We start from the raw sequence: 15,769 nt of genomic DNA on the forward strand, positions 1-15,769 counted from the left end.
TCGACTCCCTGGCCGCCGTCGAGCTGCGCAACCGGCTCACCGCCGCCACCGGCGTACGCCTGCCCGCCACCCTCGTGTTCGACCACCCCACCCCGCACGCCCTCGCCGACCTCCTGCTCGCCGAACTGGCGGCCGGCGGGCCGGAGGCGTCGCCGGACGCGCTGCTCGACGAGCTCGACCGGCTCGCCCGAGCCCTAGATGGCGACCCCGACCAGCAGTTGCGCAGCCGGGTCGCGGCCCGCCTGCGCACCCTCGCCGGGGCGTGGGAACCAGCCGGCGGCGTGGCCGTGCTCGACCCCGGCGTCGACCTCGACGCCGCCACCGACCAGGAGCTGTTCGACCTGCTGGACACCGAGTTCGGCCGGCCCGGAACCGCCGCGTGAGCCGAGGAGAAGCCATGTCCACCGATGAGCAGCTGCGCGACTATCTCAAACGCGCCGTCACGGAACTGCGTACCACGCAGGCCCGGCTGCGCGACACCGAGGCCGCGCGTACCGAACCGATCGCGATCGTCGGCATGGCCTGCCGCGCGCCCGGCGGGGTGAGCACCCCGGACGAGCTGTGGGACCTGGTCGCGGGCCGGGTCGACGCGATCACCGAGTTCCCGGCCGACCGCGGCTGGGACACCGCCGCCCTGCACGACCCGGACCCGGACCGGGCGGGGCACACGTACGTCACCCGGGGCGGTTTCCTGCACGACGCCGCCGCGTTCGACGCGGGGTTCTTCGGCATCGCGCCACGCGAGGCGCTGGCCATGAATCCGCAGCAGCGGCTGCTGCTGGAGACCTCGTGGGAGGCGTTCGAGCACGCCGGGATCGACCCGGCGCCGCTGCGCGGGGCGAAGGTCGGCGTGTTCGCCGGGGTGATGTACCACGACTACGCCCCGCACCTGCAGCCTGTGCCCGACGGCGTCGAGGGTTACCTGGGCATCGGCAACTCGGGCAGCGCCACCACCGGCCGGGTCTCGTACACGTTCGGGTTCGAGGGCCCCGCGGTCACCGTCGAGACGGCCTGCTCGTCGTCGCTGGTCGCGCTGCACCTGGCCGTGCAGGCGCTGCGGTCCGGCGAGTGCGAGCTGGCGCTCGCGGGCGGGGTGACGGTGATGGCGCTGCCGTCGGCCTTCGTCGAGTTCTCCCGGCAGCGCGGCCTGGCACCCGACGGCCGGTGCAAGGCGTTCGGGGCCGGGGCCGACGGCACCGCGTGGTCCGAGGGCGCAGGTGTGCTGCTGGTGGAGCGGCTGTCCGACGCGGTCGCGAAGGGACACCGCGTCCTGGCGGTGGTCCGCGGCACGGCGGTGAACCAGGACGGCGCGTCCAACGGGCTGACCGCCCCGAACGGGCCGTCGCAGCAGCGGGTCATCCGCGCGGCGCTCGCCTCCGGCGGGCTGAGCACAGGCGACGTCGACCTCGTCGAAGCGCACGGCACGGGGACCTCGCTGGGTGATCCGATCGAGGCGCAGGCGCTGCTGGCGACGTATGGGCAGGCCCGGTCTGCGGGCGATCCGGTGTGGCTGGGGTCGCTGAAGTCGAACATCGGGCACGCCCAGGCGGCGGCCGGGGTGCTCGGGGTGATCAAGGTGGTGGAGGCGCTGCGGCACGGGGTGCTGCCGGCGACGTTGCACGCGGATGTGCCGACCGGGCATGTGGACTGGTCGGCGGGGCAGGTGGAGTTGCTCCAGCAGGCCCGGCCGTGGCCGGAGCGGGACCGTCCGCGCCGGGGTGCGGTGTCGTCGTTCGGGGTCTCGGGCACCAATGCCCACGTCGTCATCGAGCAGGTCGCGGCAGCCGCCACCGGCCGGGCCGAGCCTGGCGGGCCACTGTCCTCCGCGCGGGTGCCGCTGCCCCTGGTGCTGTCGGCCAGGTCCCCGGAGGCACTGCGGGAGCAGGCCGCCCGGTGGAACCGGTGGCTGCACCGGGAAACGGTCGCCGGCCGGCGGCCCGCGTTGCGCGATGTCGCCTGGTCCGCGCTCGCCACCCGTGGCGCGCTGAGCCACCGTGCCGTGGTGAGCGCCATCGACCTGGGCGAGGTCTCCACCGGCCTGGCGGCGTTGCACGCGGGCGACCCGGGCCTGATCGCCGGGGAGGCGGTGCCCGGCGGCGTGGGTGTGCTGTTCACCGGGCAGGGCGCGCAGCGGGTGGGTATGGGCCGTGGCCTGTACGAGGCGTTTCCGGTGTTCGCGGCGGCGTTCGACGCGGCGGTGTCCGAGCTGGACGGGCACCTGGGCCGGTCGTTGAAGGAGATCGTGTTCGAGGAGTCGGCGGGTCTGCTGGACCGGACGGAGTTCACCCAGCCTGCGCTGTTCGCGATCGAGGTGGCGACGTTCCGGCTGCTGGAGTCGTGGGGTGTGCGGCCGGATGTGGTGGTCGGGCATTCGATCGGTGAGCTGGCGGCTGCGCATGTGGCCGGGGTGCTGTCGCTGGCGGATGCGGCGCGGCTGGTGGTGGCGCGGGGCCGGTTGATGCAGGCGCTGCCCGGGGGCGGGGCGATGGTCGCCGTGCAGGTGGGCGAAGCCGAAGCGCAGGCCGCGATCGACGCCGCGGGCCTGGCGGCGACCGTCGAGGTGGGCGCGGTCAACGCGCCGAACTCGGTGGTGCTGTCCGGTGCCGAGGCCGACGTGGCGGCGGTCGCCGAGAAGCTTGCCGCAGAGGGCCGGCGCACCCGCAGGCTTGCCGTCTCGCACGCGTTCCACTCGCCGCTGATGGAGCCGATCCTCGACGAGTTCGAGCAGGTCGTGCGATCGGTGACCCTGCACGAGCCCCGGTTCGGATTCGTGTCGACGGTGACCGGCGAGCCGGTGCGGCCGGGTGAGCTGAGGGACCCGGCGTACTGGCTGGGCAACGTGCGGCGGCCGGTGCGGTTCGCCGACGCGGTCGCCGCGGCGCACGCGCAGGGCGTGGTGACGTTCGTCGAGGTCGGGCCGGACGGGGTGCTGACCGGGCTCGCTCAGCAGACCATCGACGATCCGGTGGCCGGGTTCGCCGCCGCGCTGCGGCACGACGCCGACGAGGCGCGGACGGTGCTGGAGGCCGCGGCGCGGCTGCACGTACGCGGCCACGACGTGGACTGGTCGCCACTGGTGGCCGGCGGTGAACGGGTGGACCTGCCGACGTACGCCTTCCAGCGGCAGCGGTTCTGGCTGCGCGGCGGCGGGGCCTCCGACGCGTCCGCGCTGGGCCTGACCGGTGCGGGGCATCCGCTGCTGGGCGCGGTGGCGGTGCTGGCCGACGGCGCCGGAGTGCTGCTGACCGGCCGGATCTCGCCCGTGACGCAGCCGTGGCTGGCCGACCACGTGGTCGCCGGACGGGTGATCGTGCCCGGCGCGGCCCTGGTCGAGCTGGCTGTCCGGGCCGGCGACGAGATCGCGGCCGGTGCCCTCGACGAGCTGGTGGTCGAGGCTCCGCTGGCCCTGTCCGCGATCGCGGGGGCCGATGTGCAGGTCACGGTGAGCGCCGCCGAGGGCGGCCGGCGCTCGGTCGACGTGCACGCCCGCCCGGCCGGCAGCGACGCGCCGTGGACCCGCCACGCCAGCGGCTGGCTGGTCCCGGCAGCGAGCGGCACACCCTGGTCACCCGGTGCGGCCTGGCCCCCGCCGGGTGCGGCACCGGTGCCGGTGGACGGGGTCTACGCCGACCTCGCGGAGGCAGGCCTGGCCTACGGTCCGGCGTTCCGAGGGCTGCGCGCCGTGTGGGCACGCGACGGCGAGGTCTTCGCCGAGGTCGCCCTGCCTGACGGCGTACGCGACGAGGCGGGCCGGTTCGGCCTGCACCCGGCGCTGCTCGACGCCGCCCTGCACGCCACCGCGTTCCATCCCGGGGCGGAGCGGGACGGGACGGCGGTGCTGCCGTTCGCGTTCGCGGACGTGGCTCTGCACGCATCCGGTGCCGCCGCGCTGCGGGTAAGGGTGACCACCGGCGGAGGCGGTCTCTCCCTCGACCTGGCCGACGAGACCGGCGCGCCGGTGGCCACGGTCGGTCAGGTCATCCTGCGGCCGCAGGCGGCGGCTGCCCCGGCCACGGGACCGGACGGCCTCTATCACGTCAGCTGGGTCGAGACCGCTTTCGGCGACGCGGCCGGGCCGGCGGCTGAACTGCCAGCCGCGTCGGTCGTACTGGCGGTGACCGACCCGGACGGTGGGCTCGCGCCGCTGGCCGTCCTGGACGCCCCCGGCGAGAGCGGCCCACGCCGGCTTCGCGCGCTGACCGGCCTGACGCTGACCCACCTGCAGCGCTGCCTGGCCGCGTCGCCGCAGGACTCGACGCGGCTGGTGGTGCTGACCACGGCCGCGGTGCCGGCCGAACCGGGCGAGGAGGTGGACCCGGCGGCCGCGGCGGTGTGGGGGCTGGTCCGGGCAGCGCAGCTGGAGCACCCGGACCGGATCGTGCTCGCCGACCGCGCCCCGGCCGGCACGGCGGCGGCCGACCTGGCCGGCGCGATCGCCTCGGGTGAGCCGCAGCTCGCGATCCGCGACGGCCGCCTGCTGGTGCCCCGCCTGGTGGACGGCCGGTCCTCGACCACGACGCGCGATCCCGTGGCCGGCGACGCTCAGGTCCGGCCGCTCGACCCGGCGGGAACGGTGCTGGTCACCGGCGGCACCGGCGCGCTCGGCGGCCTCGTGGCCGAACACCTCGTACGCGCGCACGGGGTGCGCAGCCTGGTGCTCGCGTCCCGCCGCGGCGCCGCGGCCGAGGGTGTGCCGGAGCTGGTGGCGCGCCTGTCGGAGCTGGGTGCCGGGGTGTCGGTCGAGGCGGTCGACGTGTCCGATCGGGATGCCCTCGCCGGGGTGCTGGCGCGGGTTCCCGAGGATGCGCCACTGACAGCGGTGGTGCACGCGGCCGGGGTGCTCGACGACGGTGTGCTCGCAGCGCAGACCGAACAGCGGCTGGCACGGGTCTTCGGGCCGAAGGCGGACGCGGCGTGGCACCTGCACGAGCTGACCGCGGACCTGGACCTGGCCGCGTTCGTGCTGTTCTCGTCCGTGGCGGGCACCCTGGGCAGCGCCGGGCAGGCCAACTACGCGGCGGCGAACGCGTTCCTGGACGGGCTGGCCGCGCACCGGCGGGCCGGGGGACTGCCCGCGACCTCGGCGGCGTGGGGGTTGTGGGGCCAGTCCGGCGGCATGGCCGGCGGGCTCGACTCCGCCGACGCGGGGCGCGCCCGCCGGTCCGGCCTGGTCCCGATCACGCCGCAGGAGGGCCTGGCGCTGCTCGACGCCGCGCTCGGCAGCGGCGACCCGGTCCCGGTGCCGGTGCGGCTGGACCTGTCGGCATTCCGTGCCGTCGACCCGGGCGAGGTGCCGGTGCTGCTCCGGGGGCTGGTCCGCCCGGCGCGGCGGGCCGCACGCGGCGCAGGCCCGGCCGGGTTCGGTTCGCGGCTGGCCGCGGCGCCCGCCGCCGAACGCCGCGCACTGGTCGTGGACCTGGTCCGGGCCGAGGCCGCCGCCGTGCTCGGCGCGGCAGGCGCGAGCGCGGTACGCGCCGACCAGGCGTTCAAGGACCTGGGCTTCGACTCCCTGGCCGCCGTCGAGCTGCGCAACCGGCTCACCGCCGCCACCGGCGTACGCCTGCCCGCCACCCTCGTGTTCGACCACCCCACCCCGCACGCCCTCGCCGACCTCCTGCTCGCCGAACTCGCCCCGCCCGACGCGGCCGACCTCCCCGACGTGCCCGAGGAACGGCTGCGCCAAGCCCTGGCCGAGGTGCCGCTGCAGCGGCTGCGCGAACTGGGCGTGCTCGACTCCCTGCTGACACTCGTCGCCGTGCCGCCTGCGAGTGCGGCCGAGGTGCCACGGCAGCGCGCCGACGAGACCGACCTGATCGCCGGGATGGACGTGGACGACCTGGTCGCCCGCGCCCTCGGCGGCAGCCGGAACTGACCCGGAGGACCGTGATGTCGACATCGGACGTGAAACTGGTCGAGGCGCTGCGTGCGTCGCTGATCGAGAACGAACGGCTGCGCCGGGAACAAGACCGGCTGGTGGCCGTCGCCGCCGAGCCGATCGCGATCGTGGGCATGGCCTGCCGCGCTCCGGGCGGGGTGGCCTCGCCCGGGGCGCTCTGGGACCTGGTCGCGGGAGGCGTGGACGCGATCTCGGACTTCCCCGCGGACCGGGGCTGGGACGTGGACGCGCTGTACGACGCGGACCCGGACGCCGCAGGCCGCACCTACCTGACCCGGGGCGGCTTTCTGCATGAGGCGGGGGAATTCGATGCGGGATTCTTCGGGATCTCGCCGCGGGAGGCCCTGGCGACCGACCCGCAGCAGCGGTTGCTGCTGGAGGTGGCGTGGGAGGCGTTCGAGCACGCCGGGATCGACCCGGCCACGCTGAAGGGCGCGCCCGTCGGAGTCTTCGCCGGAGCGATGTACCACGACTACGCCTCCCGGCTTCCCGTCGCGCCCCGCGACCTCGAAGGGTTCCTCGGTGTCGGCAACTCCGGCAGCGTGCTGTCCGGGCGGCTGGCGTACACGTTCGGGTTCGAGGGCCCTGCGATCACGCTCGATACGGCGTGCTCGTCGTCGCTGGTGGCGCTGCATCTGGCGGTGCAGTCGCTGCGGTCCGGGGAATGTGAGGCGGCGCTCGTCGGCGGGGTCACCGTGATGGCGCTGCCGGCCGCGTTCGTGGAGTTCTCGCGGCAGCGCGGTCTGGCCGCCGACGGGCGGTGCAAGGCGTACGGCGAAGGCGCGGACGGCACCGTGTGGTCGGAGGGAGCCGGCCTGCTCGTGGTCGAGCGGCTGTCCGACGCGGTCGCGAAGGGACACCGGGTCCTGGCCGTGGTCCGCGGCACGGCGGTCAACTCCGACGGCGCGTCCAACGGGCTGACCGCCCCGAACGGGCCGTCCCAGCAGCGCGTCATCCGCGCGGCACTGACTTCGGCCCGGCTGACGGCCGCGGACGTGGACCTGGTGGAGGGGCACGGCACGGGCACGGCACTGGGCGACCCGATCGAGGCGCAGGCGCTCCTGGCGACGTACGGCCGGGCCCGCGTCCCTGGCGATCCGGTGTGGCTCGGCTCGCTGAAGTCGAACATCGGGCACGCCCAGGCGGCGGCCGGGGTCCTCGGCATCATCAAGGTCGTCGAGGCGCTGCGGCACGGGGTGCTGCCGCCGACCCTGCACGCCGACGTGCCCTCCGCGCACGTCGACTGGACGGCCGGGCAGGTGGAGCTGCTCCAGCAGGCGCGCCCGTGGCCGGATCGCGATCGTCCGCGCCGCGCGGCGGTGTCGTCGTTCGGCGTCTCCGGCACCAACGCCCACGTCGTCATCGAGCAGGCCATACCCGCCGAGGGACAGGAAGACCCGGCTCCGGCGGCGGGCACGGCGGTTCCGCTGCTGCTGTCGGCGCGTTCCGAGGCGGCGTTGCGGGCCCAGGCGGGCCGACTGGCGCAGCGGCTGCGGGCCGCCGGACCGGCGTCGGCACCCGGCCTGCGCGACGTGGGCTGGTCGCTGCACACGACGCGGGCGCTGCTGGACCGGCGCGTGGTCGTCACCGCCGCCGACCATGCCGAGGCGGCCGCCGCGCTGGCGGATTTCGCAGCGGGCGGCACGGAAGCGGTCTCGGGCACCGTGGCCTCCGGCAAGGTCGCCGTGCTGTTCACCGGGCAGGGCGCGCAGCGGGTGGGCATGGGCCGCGGCCTGTACGGGGCGTTTCCGGTGTTCGCGGCGGCGTTCGACGCGGCGGTGTCCGAGCTGGACGTGCACCTGGGCCGGTCGTTGAAGGAGATCGTGTTCGAGGAGTCGGCGGGTCTGCTGGACCGCACGGAGTTCACCCAGCCCGCGCTGTTCGCGGTCGAGGTGGCGACGTTCCGGCTGCTGGAGGCCTGGGGTCTGCGTCCCGATCTGGTGATCGGGCATTCGATCGGTGAGCTGGCGGCTGCGCATGTGGCCGGGGTGGTGTCGCTGCCGGACGCGGCGCGGCTGGTGGTGGCGCGGGGCCGGTTGATGCAGGCGCTGCCCGAGGGTGGCGCGATGGTGGCCGTGCAGGTGGGCGAAGCCGAGGCGCTGGCTGCGATCGACGCGGCAGGGGTCGGGGCGACTGTCGAGGTGGGCGCGGTCAACGCGCCGAACTCGGTGGTGCTTTCCGGTGTCGACGCCGACGTGACCGCGGTGGCCGAGAAGCTCGCCGCAGCCGGCAGGCGCACCCGCAGGCTGACCGTCTCGCACGCGTTCCACTCCCCGCTGATGGACCCGATCCTGGACGAGTTCGAGCAGGTCGTGCGCTCGGTGACGCTGCACGGGCCGCAGCTCGGGTTCGTGTCCACGGTCACCGGGCGGCTGGCCACCGCGGCCGAGCTGACCGACCCGGCGTACTGGCTGGGCAACGTCCGGCGGCCGGTGCGGTTCGCCGACGCCGTCACCGCCGCGCACGCCCAGGGCGTGGTGACGTTCGTCGAGGTCGGGCCGGGCGGGGTGCTCACCGCGCTGGCGCAGCAGATCGTCGACCAGCCGTCGGCCGGGTTCGCCGCCGCGCTGCGCCACGACGCCGACGAGCCGCGCACCGCCCTCGAAGCCGCCGCCCGGCTGCACGTACGCGGCCACCACGTCGACTGGTCCCCGCTGCTGGCCGGCGGACAGCGTGTCGACCTGCCCACCTACCCGTTCCAGCGCCGCCGGTACTGGCTGGACGTTTCCCTTCCCACCGCGAGGAGCACCGACGTGACCACCACAGACGAGGCGGCCCTCGCCGAGACCGAACCCCCGGCCGGCGACGGCGGCGTGGCGCTGGCCGCCCGGCTCGACGGCCTCGACGACGCGGCCCGGGAGGAAGCACTGCTCGACCTGATCCGGACCGAGGCGGCAGCCGTGCTCGGCCACGACGACGTGTCCGAGATCGAGGTCGAGGCCGGGTTCTTCGACGTCGGCTTCGACTCGCTGACCTCGGTGCAGCTGCGCAACCGGCTCGCCGCGGCGACCGGCCTGACCCTGCCCGCGATGCTGCTGTTCGACCACCCGTCCCCGGCCCTGCTCGCCGACCAGCTGCGCGTGCTGCTGGCCAAGGCCGCGGCCTGACCTGAGGAGAGACCTCGTGTTCGACGTCGACACCTATTTGGCCAAGCTGGGCCACACCGGCTCCCGTGAACCCACTTTGGATCTACTGCGCGACCTGCACAAACGGCACCTGATCGCGGTGCCGTTCGACAACGCCCTCAACCACGCCCGCGGCCTGGACATCTGGGAACACGTCGACATCGACGTGGACCAGGTGTTCGACGCGGTGATCGTCGGTGGGCGCGGCGGGGTCTGCCACGAGATCAGCGGCCTGTTCCGCAACCTGCTGCGCCGCCTCGGCTTCGACGTGGTGATCATGTCGGCGGGGGTTCGGATGGTCAACGGCGCGTTCGGCCCGACCCGCGAGCACATGTTCCACGTCGTACGCCTGGGCGACGAGCGGTGGATCGTGGACGTGGGCTTCGCCGGGCCGTCGTTCATCGAGCCGATCCGGCTGGCACCGGGCGTGCAGGAGCAGTACGGCTGCGAGTACGAGCTGCACCCCGACGGTCCGGCGTGGATCCTGCACCGCCGTGCCCGCGACGGCCAGTGGCAGTCGATCTACCGCTTCCTGGAGAAGGAGCGCGAGCTGGCGGAGTGGCGCGGCGACCCGGACCTGCGCGAGTACGCCCGGGAGCTGACCCAGGCCGAGACGCTGATCCGCGGCCGGGCCACCGGCGACGGGCAGCTGACCCTGATCGGCCGCCGGTTCACCCGCGTCGCCGACGGGGTGGAGCAGGTGCGGGTGCTGGTGAAGGCCGACGACTACCAGCGGGCCGTCGACGACATCCTGCAACCGGCCGGATGAGGCCGGCGATGGGCGGGCACGGCGCCGACGTGCTGATCGTCGGGTACGGGCCGGTGGGGCAGGTGCTGTCGATCCTGCTGGCGCAGCGCGGGCACCGGGTGACGGTGGTGGAGCGCTGGCCGCAGGCGTATCCGATGCCGCGCGCGGTGGCGTTCGACAGCGAGGCCGGACGCATCCTGGCCGAGGCCGGTGTGGCCGAGCACCTCGACCGGTTCGGCGAGCCGTCGGGCGACTACGTCTGGCAGAACGCGGCCGGGCAGGTGCTGCTGCACATCGCAGCGTCGGCGCTGGGCCGCTGCCACTGGCCGGACTCGACCTCGATGTACCAGCCCGGCCTGGAATCGGCGCTGCAGGAGCGCGCCGCGCGCCTGCCGGGCCTGCGGGTGCTGCGGGGCCGCGAGGCGGTCGGGCTGACCGAGCAGGACGACGGCGTGCGCCTGACCGTGCGCGACGGTGACGGTGAGGAGGAAGAGCTGACCGCCGGCTGGGTGGTCGGCTGCGACGGCGCGAACAGTTTCGTGCGCGGCCGCCTCGGGACCGAGGTCACCGACTTCGGATTCGCGCACGACTGGCTGATCTGCGACGTGGTGCTGCACGACCGGCGGCCGTTCCAGCCGAACAACCTCCAGGTGTGCGACCCGGCGCGTCCGCGGACCGCGGTGTCGGCCGGGCCGGGCCACCGGCGCTGGGAGTTCATGCGGGTGGCCGGGGAGACGCGCGAGGAGCTGGACCGCGAGGACACCGCGTGGCGGCTGCTCGGCCTGTTCGGCATCACGCCCGACCAGGGCGAGCTGCAGCGGCACGCGGTCTACACGTTCCAGGCGAACATGGTGCGCCAGTGGCGGTCCGGCCGGCTGCTGCTGGCCGGGGACGCGGCGCACCTGATGCCGCCGTTCGCCGGGCAGGGCATGTGCTCCGGGTTCCGGGACGCGGCGAACCTGGCCTGGAAACTCGACCTGGTACTGCGCGGCACGGCCGCGCCGGGGCTGCTGGACACGTACGGCGTCGAGCGCGGCGCGCACGTCCAGCACGCGATCACCATGTCGGTGAACCTGGGCAAGGTCATCTGCCTGACCGACGGGACCGCCGCCGCCGAACGCGACCACTCGATGATCACCTCGCGGGAGCGCGGCCTGTCGACCGGGCGGCCGCGCGCGGCGGTGCAGCCGCTGTCGGGCGGCCTGCTGAAACTGACCGAGAAGGGCAGCCGGGTCCCGCCCGCCGGCCAGCTCACGCCTCAGGGGCACGTCGCCAGAGGCGGCAAGCGCGGCCTGTTCGACGAGGTGGTGGGCACGGGGTTCGTGCTGCTGGCGGCCCAGGACCCGGCTGTGCTGCTGGCCGAGGAGCAACGTGCCTTCCTGGCCGGGCTCGGGGCGCGCCTGGTGCACGTGCTGCCGGCGGGCACTCCGCCCGAACAGGCCGGGTTGGGCGCGGTGGTCGACGTCGACGACGTGTACCTGCCCTTCCTGGCCGAGAGCCGGTCGGTGGCGGTGCTGGTGCGGCCGGACTTCTACGCCTTCGGCGGAGCCCGCGACGAGGCCGGGGCGCGAGCGCTGGTCGACGACCTGCGACTGCGGCTGGCGGCCGAGCCGGCAACCGCGGAGGTGTTGAAGCAGAAGGCCCACACTGAGCCGGCGCGGGCCGTGGCCTGAGCGGGGAGAGACACGAGGACGGGGCACCCGCGTCGCGGCGTGGGCACCCCGTCCTCATCCACTCTCGGTCGCGACCAGGGCGGCTGATGACTGCCGCATCACGGGGCGTGCCGTTCCAGCGGCCCGGGGCCGACCTGTCTGTTCGGAAAGGTGGCCTGTCCGTGCGGCAAGAATCTTCTCGCCACCCTGGCAGCGCACTTGCCGAGCTTGCGGGCGAACCCGCCGATGAGCGTTCGCGCCGGTCTCAGCCGTATCGCTCGACGAGCGCGTTGCCGATCGAGGCCAGGTGGTCTCGCACACCCGGAGGGCCGGTCACCTCGAGCCATTCGACCAGCCCGGCGAGCTCGCAGGCGAGCGCGTACTCGCTGTGGCCGCGGATCACGACCTCGATGCGGCCGTCGGTCGTGGAACCTCCGACGTCGAGCCGATCGCCGAGCATCATCCGGAGCGGGCCTATCGCGTGGGGTGCGCACACCGCCTGGATCTCGAGGGGTGTTCGCTTGCGGTCGACCTCGTCGGCGATCTCGCGCCAGCTCGCGGCGAGGTCGAAATTCTCGGGTCGGTGCACGGGCTCGCCGGTCGGGTCGGCGGCCGACACGCGGTCTATCCGGAAGGTCCGCAGGCCGGCTTCGGTGGTGGAGACGAGGTACCACGAGGGACCTTTGGCGACGATGCCCAGCGGGTGGACGGTTCTGTCGGTTTCGGCGCCTTCTCGGTCGACGTAGCCGAGCCGCACCTGGACGCCGCGGATCACCGCGTCCTGGAGTTCGTCGAGGAAGCGAGGTGGCCGGGGCTCGACCCGGCTCGACCCCCATCGTTGCGGGTCCATGACCAGCGACGACGCTGCTGCCTCGGCCTGCACCCGGAAGGGCTGTGGCAGGGCGTGGACGAGCTTGCGCAGAGCTGCTTTCACGGCCGGTGTCGCAGCCGAGGCCTGGCCGGCAACCAGGAACAGGGCGCGGGCCTCACTCGCGGTCAACCCGGACAGGTCGGTGCGGGCGCCGCCCACGAGGCGCCAGCCGCCGCTCCGGCCCTGCATGGAGTACACGGGCACGCCGGCCATGGCCAGGGCGTCGAGGTCGCGGCGGGCGGTGCGCTCGGAAACCTCCAGCTCTCGGGCGACCTCTGCTGCGGTCACCTGCTCGCGCCGTTGCAGCAAGAGGAGGGTGGCCACCAGCCGGTCGGTTCGCATGCCGGCAACACTTCCATCAAAACCGGTCGTGGGGTGACCGGTTTCGCTCGGCAGGATGGCGACATGGCCTCACCGACGAGGCCCACTACCCACGACCGCATCGGCCCCCGGCCTGTCAGGGTGCGCCGACGCCGTCTTCGGGAACCTTCGTCGCCCGATCACCCCGAAAGACAGAGAGGAAGCGCAGTGTTCAATCCCACCGCTTTTCCCGAGCCCACCCTTATTCCGGTCAACGGCGTGGAACTTGAAGTCTTCGAAGCAGGCCGGCAAAATGCGGGAAAGCCCATTGTGCTCTGTCACGGCTGGCCGGAGCATGCCTTTTCTTGGCGCTATCAGGTGCCCGCCCTTGCCGCAGCGGGCTACCACGTCATCGTCCCGAACCAGCGGGGTTACGGCAACTCATCGCGTCCGGCCGAAGTGACAGACTACGACATCGAACACCTGTCGGGTGACCTCGTCGCGCTTCTCGATCACTACGGGTACGAGGACGCCACCTTCGTCGGTCATGACTGGGGTGCAATGGTCGTCTGGGGACTGGCCCTGCTGCATCCGGCCCGGGTGAACAAAGTGATCAACCTGAGCCTGCCTTACCAGGAGCGCGGCGAGAAGCCCTGGATCGAGTTCATGGAAGAGGTGCTTGGCGGCGACTTCTATTTCGTCCACTTCAATCGGCAGCCAGGCGTCGCGGACGCCGTGTTCGAAGAGAACACCGTCCGGTTCCTTCGCAACCTGTACCGGAAGAACCAGCCCCCCAGTGAGCCTCGGCCGGGTATGGCGCTGATCGATCTAGCCAGAGCGGAGACGCCACTCGGTGATCCCGTCATGAGCGACAGCGAACTGGCCGTTCTCGTCTCCTCCTTCGAGTCGACAGGGTTCACGGGCAGTGTGAACTGGTACCGGAACCTTGACCGCAACTGGCGCTTGCTGGCGGATGTGAATCCCGTCGTCCGACAGCCCACCCTCATGATCTATGGCGACCGGGACGTGGTCGCGAAGTCTGCGAGACTGACCGAGTTCGTGCCGGATGTGGAAGTGGTCGATCTGGATTGCGGTCATTGGATCCAGCAGGAAAAGCCTGAAGAGACCAACCAGGCGATTCTGAAGTGGCTGGACCAGCAGGATGTCGACTAGGGTGCTTCCGGACCGGAGGGTTCCCGGTCACCGGCGTATGCCCGCAGACCCGATCACAGGGCCGCTCATGTTGGCCACCGGATACCAGACTCCACGCCACGCCGGGTTGCCCAGTGGGCCGCGCCAGTTCGGGGCGATGGGCGGGTTCCGCAGAGCCCGTCGGAGGGGCGGCAGGGGCTCGCCGGCGCAGTCCTCCAGAAGACGAAGGCAGTCCTGCTCGTCGTAGCCGGTCACGCCTGCGCCCCGTTCGAGGATCCGATACAGGCGCGTACCCCCGTCGAGGCGGACCTCGCCTGGTCCCAGCGGTGGGGGCCGGTGATCGGTGAGGTCGAAGACGAACCAGTAGCGCGTCAGGTCGGGGTTGTCGATCTCCACCGCAGAAGTATCCGCCCACGTTCATGCGAACGCATGTGGGTTTGTGCGGCGCGGGCGCTCGCCGCTGGTTCGTTCGGGTATGGCACGGCCCTCCCGGTGCCCGGTTCCGGGAGGGCCGTTCTTACCACCCCACAGTGAAGGTCAGTGCGCGGCTGCCGGTTCGGGCTCTTCAGCGGCGGTCTGGCCGGATGCCGGGGCGTCGCCGGACTTCGGCGGCGCCGGGATGAGGAACGCCAGGAACGCGCCGAGCACCGCGGCGATGCCGCCGACCAGCGATGCGGTCTGCAGGCCGTCGAGCACGTCGCCGACCGGGTTGACCGCGCCCGCGGTCAGGTCCAGGCCCGCGTTGGCGACCGCGATCAGCGCGGCCAGGCCCATCGCGCCACCGAGCTGCGCCGAGGTCTGCGCCAGCGCCGAGGCGACACCCTGCTCGTTTCCCGGCACGCCGGAGCCGGCGGCGAGGAACATCGCCGGGTAGAGCGTGCCCGCGAACAGGCCCCACAGGAACACGCCGGGCAGCAGCGCCCAGAACGCCGGGTTGGTGGTCATGGTGACCGCCAGCACGATCATGGCCGCGCCGACGCCGAGCATGCCCAGGAACAGCACGGTGCGTACGCCGAACCGGCTGAGCAGGAACGGCAGCAGCTTGTTGGAGCCGAGCATGGCGAACGCGCTCATCGGCAGGAAGGCCAGGCCGGCCTGCAGCGGGGTGTAGTCGAGCACGTTCTGCAGGTGGATGAAGAACAGGTAGTGCAGGGTGTTGATGGCGCCCTGGAACACGAAGATGATCGCCATCGCGGTGGACAGGCTGCGGATGCCGAACAGGCGCGGCGGGGCCAGCGGGTCGCGGGTGAAACGCTCGTACAGGAAGAACGCGAGCAGCAGCACCGCGCCGACGGCGAGCGTGACGATGGTGCGGGTGGACTGCCAGCCGGCCTCGGGGCCGCTGATCAGGCCGAACACGAGCAGCGTCGAGGCGGCGGTGGCCAGCAGCGCGCCGGGCACGTCGAAGCTGCCGGAGTCGCCGGTGCGCACCGGGTCGGCTGCGAGCAGCTTGTAGGCGCCGACGATGGCCAGCACGCAGAGCGGGATGTTGGCGTAGAACACCGACTCCCAGCCGAGGAAGCTGGTGAGCAGGCCGCCGACCATCGCGCCGACGATCGCGCCGGACGCGCCCGCGGTGCCCCACCAGGCGAAGGCCTTGTTGCGTTCGGGCCCCTCGGCGAACGAGGTGCTGATCAGCGACAGGGTCGCCGGGAACAGCAGCGCGCCGCCCAGGCCCTGCACGACACGCGCGCCGACGAGCACGCCGGGGTTCCAGGCCAGTGCGCCGACCAGCGACGCGACCGAGTACAGGACCAGGGCGACCACGAGCATGCGGCGTGCGCCGAGCCGGTCCACGGCGCGGCCGCCGAGCAGGAGAGCGCCGCCGAGGCCGACGGAGTAGGCGCTGACGACCCACTGCAGCGACTGGGCCGAGAAGCCGACCTCTTTGCCGATCTCGGGCAGCGCGACGTAGACGATGTTGTAGTCGACGGAGAAGATGAGCATGCAGAAGGCGAGTAGCGCCATCGCCGACGCGGGTCGCGCCGCCGACGGGCTGGCGGTTGTGGACACTCGACGGTCCTT

The 15,769-nt window shown here is 73.2% G+C and carries 7 protein-coding genes and 2 pseudogenes; 6 read left to right on the plus strand and 3 right to left on the minus strand.

Annotated features, from left to right (window positions below; all coding sequences use genetic code 11):
* The 5 genes and pseudogenes from F6W97_RS41605 to mhpA all read left to right on the plus strand — a co-directional run.
* A partial coding sequence (locus F6W97_RS41605) for an acyl carrier protein (RefSeq protein WP_230686683.1) occupies positions 1-383 on the plus strand: 383 nt, incomplete at its 5' end.
* Positions 380-5,650 (plus strand): annotated as a pseudogene (locus F6W97_RS14665) (type I polyketide synthase); the annotation flags it as partial. The gene F6W97_RS41605 and the pseudogene F6W97_RS14665, both read left to right, overlap by 4 nt.
* Positions 5,651-5,886: 236 nt before the next feature.
* Positions 5,887-8,958, plus strand: a pseudogene (locus tag F6W97_RS14670) (type I polyketide synthase); the annotation flags it as partial.
* Positions 8,959-9,019: 61 nt separating this feature from the next.
* Positions 9,020-9,790, plus strand: coding sequence for an arylamine N-acetyltransferase family protein (locus F6W97_RS14675; protein ID WP_155370882.1), 771 nt, complete (start codon positions 9,020-9,022; stop codon positions 9,788-9,790).
* 8 nt (positions 9,791-9,798) lie between these two features.
* Positions 9,799-11,442 carry a bifunctional 3-(3-hydroxy-phenyl)propionate/3-hydroxycinnamic acid hydroxylase MhpA gene (gene mhpA, locus F6W97_RS14680; protein WP_155370883.1) on the plus strand — a complete coding sequence of 548 codons (1,644 nt, stop codon included), beginning with the start codon at positions 9,799-9,801 and terminating at the stop codon, positions 11,440-11,442.
* Between the two features lie 244 nt (positions 11,443-11,686).
* On the opposite strand, the gene F6W97_RS14685 is transcribed toward mhpA, so the two are convergent.
* Positions 11,687-12,634, minus strand: a complete 948-nt coding sequence (locus F6W97_RS14685; RefSeq protein WP_155370884.1) for a helix-turn-helix transcriptional regulator — start codon at positions 12,632-12,634, stop codon at positions 11,687-11,689.
* A gap of 186 nt (positions 12,635-12,820) precedes the next feature.
* On the opposite strand from F6W97_RS14685, the gene F6W97_RS14690 reads away from it, so the two are divergent.
* On the plus strand, positions 12,821-13,765 hold the full coding sequence (locus tag F6W97_RS14690) for an alpha/beta fold hydrolase (RefSeq protein ID WP_155370885.1): 945 nt from the start codon (positions 12,821-12,823) through the stop codon (positions 13,763-13,765).
* Between the two features lie 27 nt (positions 13,766-13,792).
* Here the strand turns inward: F6W97_RS14690 and F6W97_RS14695 are convergent, their stop codons facing one another.
* On the minus strand, positions 13,793-14,140 hold the full coding sequence (locus F6W97_RS14695; protein WP_155370886.1) for a hypothetical protein: 348 nt from the start codon (positions 14,138-14,140) through the stop codon (positions 13,793-13,795).
* A 141-nt stretch (positions 14,141-14,281) separates the two neighbouring features.
* Positions 14,282-15,757 (minus strand): MFS transporter, encoded by a 1,476-nt coding sequence (locus F6W97_RS14700; protein ID WP_155370887.1) that lies wholly within the window; start codon positions 15,755-15,757, stop codon positions 14,282-14,284.
* Positions 15,758-15,769: the final 12 nt, after the last annotated feature.

The organism is Catellatospora vulcania (assembly GCF_009720385.1).
Lineage (GTDB): Bacteria > Actinomycetota > Actinomycetes > Mycobacteriales > Micromonosporaceae > Catellatospora > Catellatospora vulcania.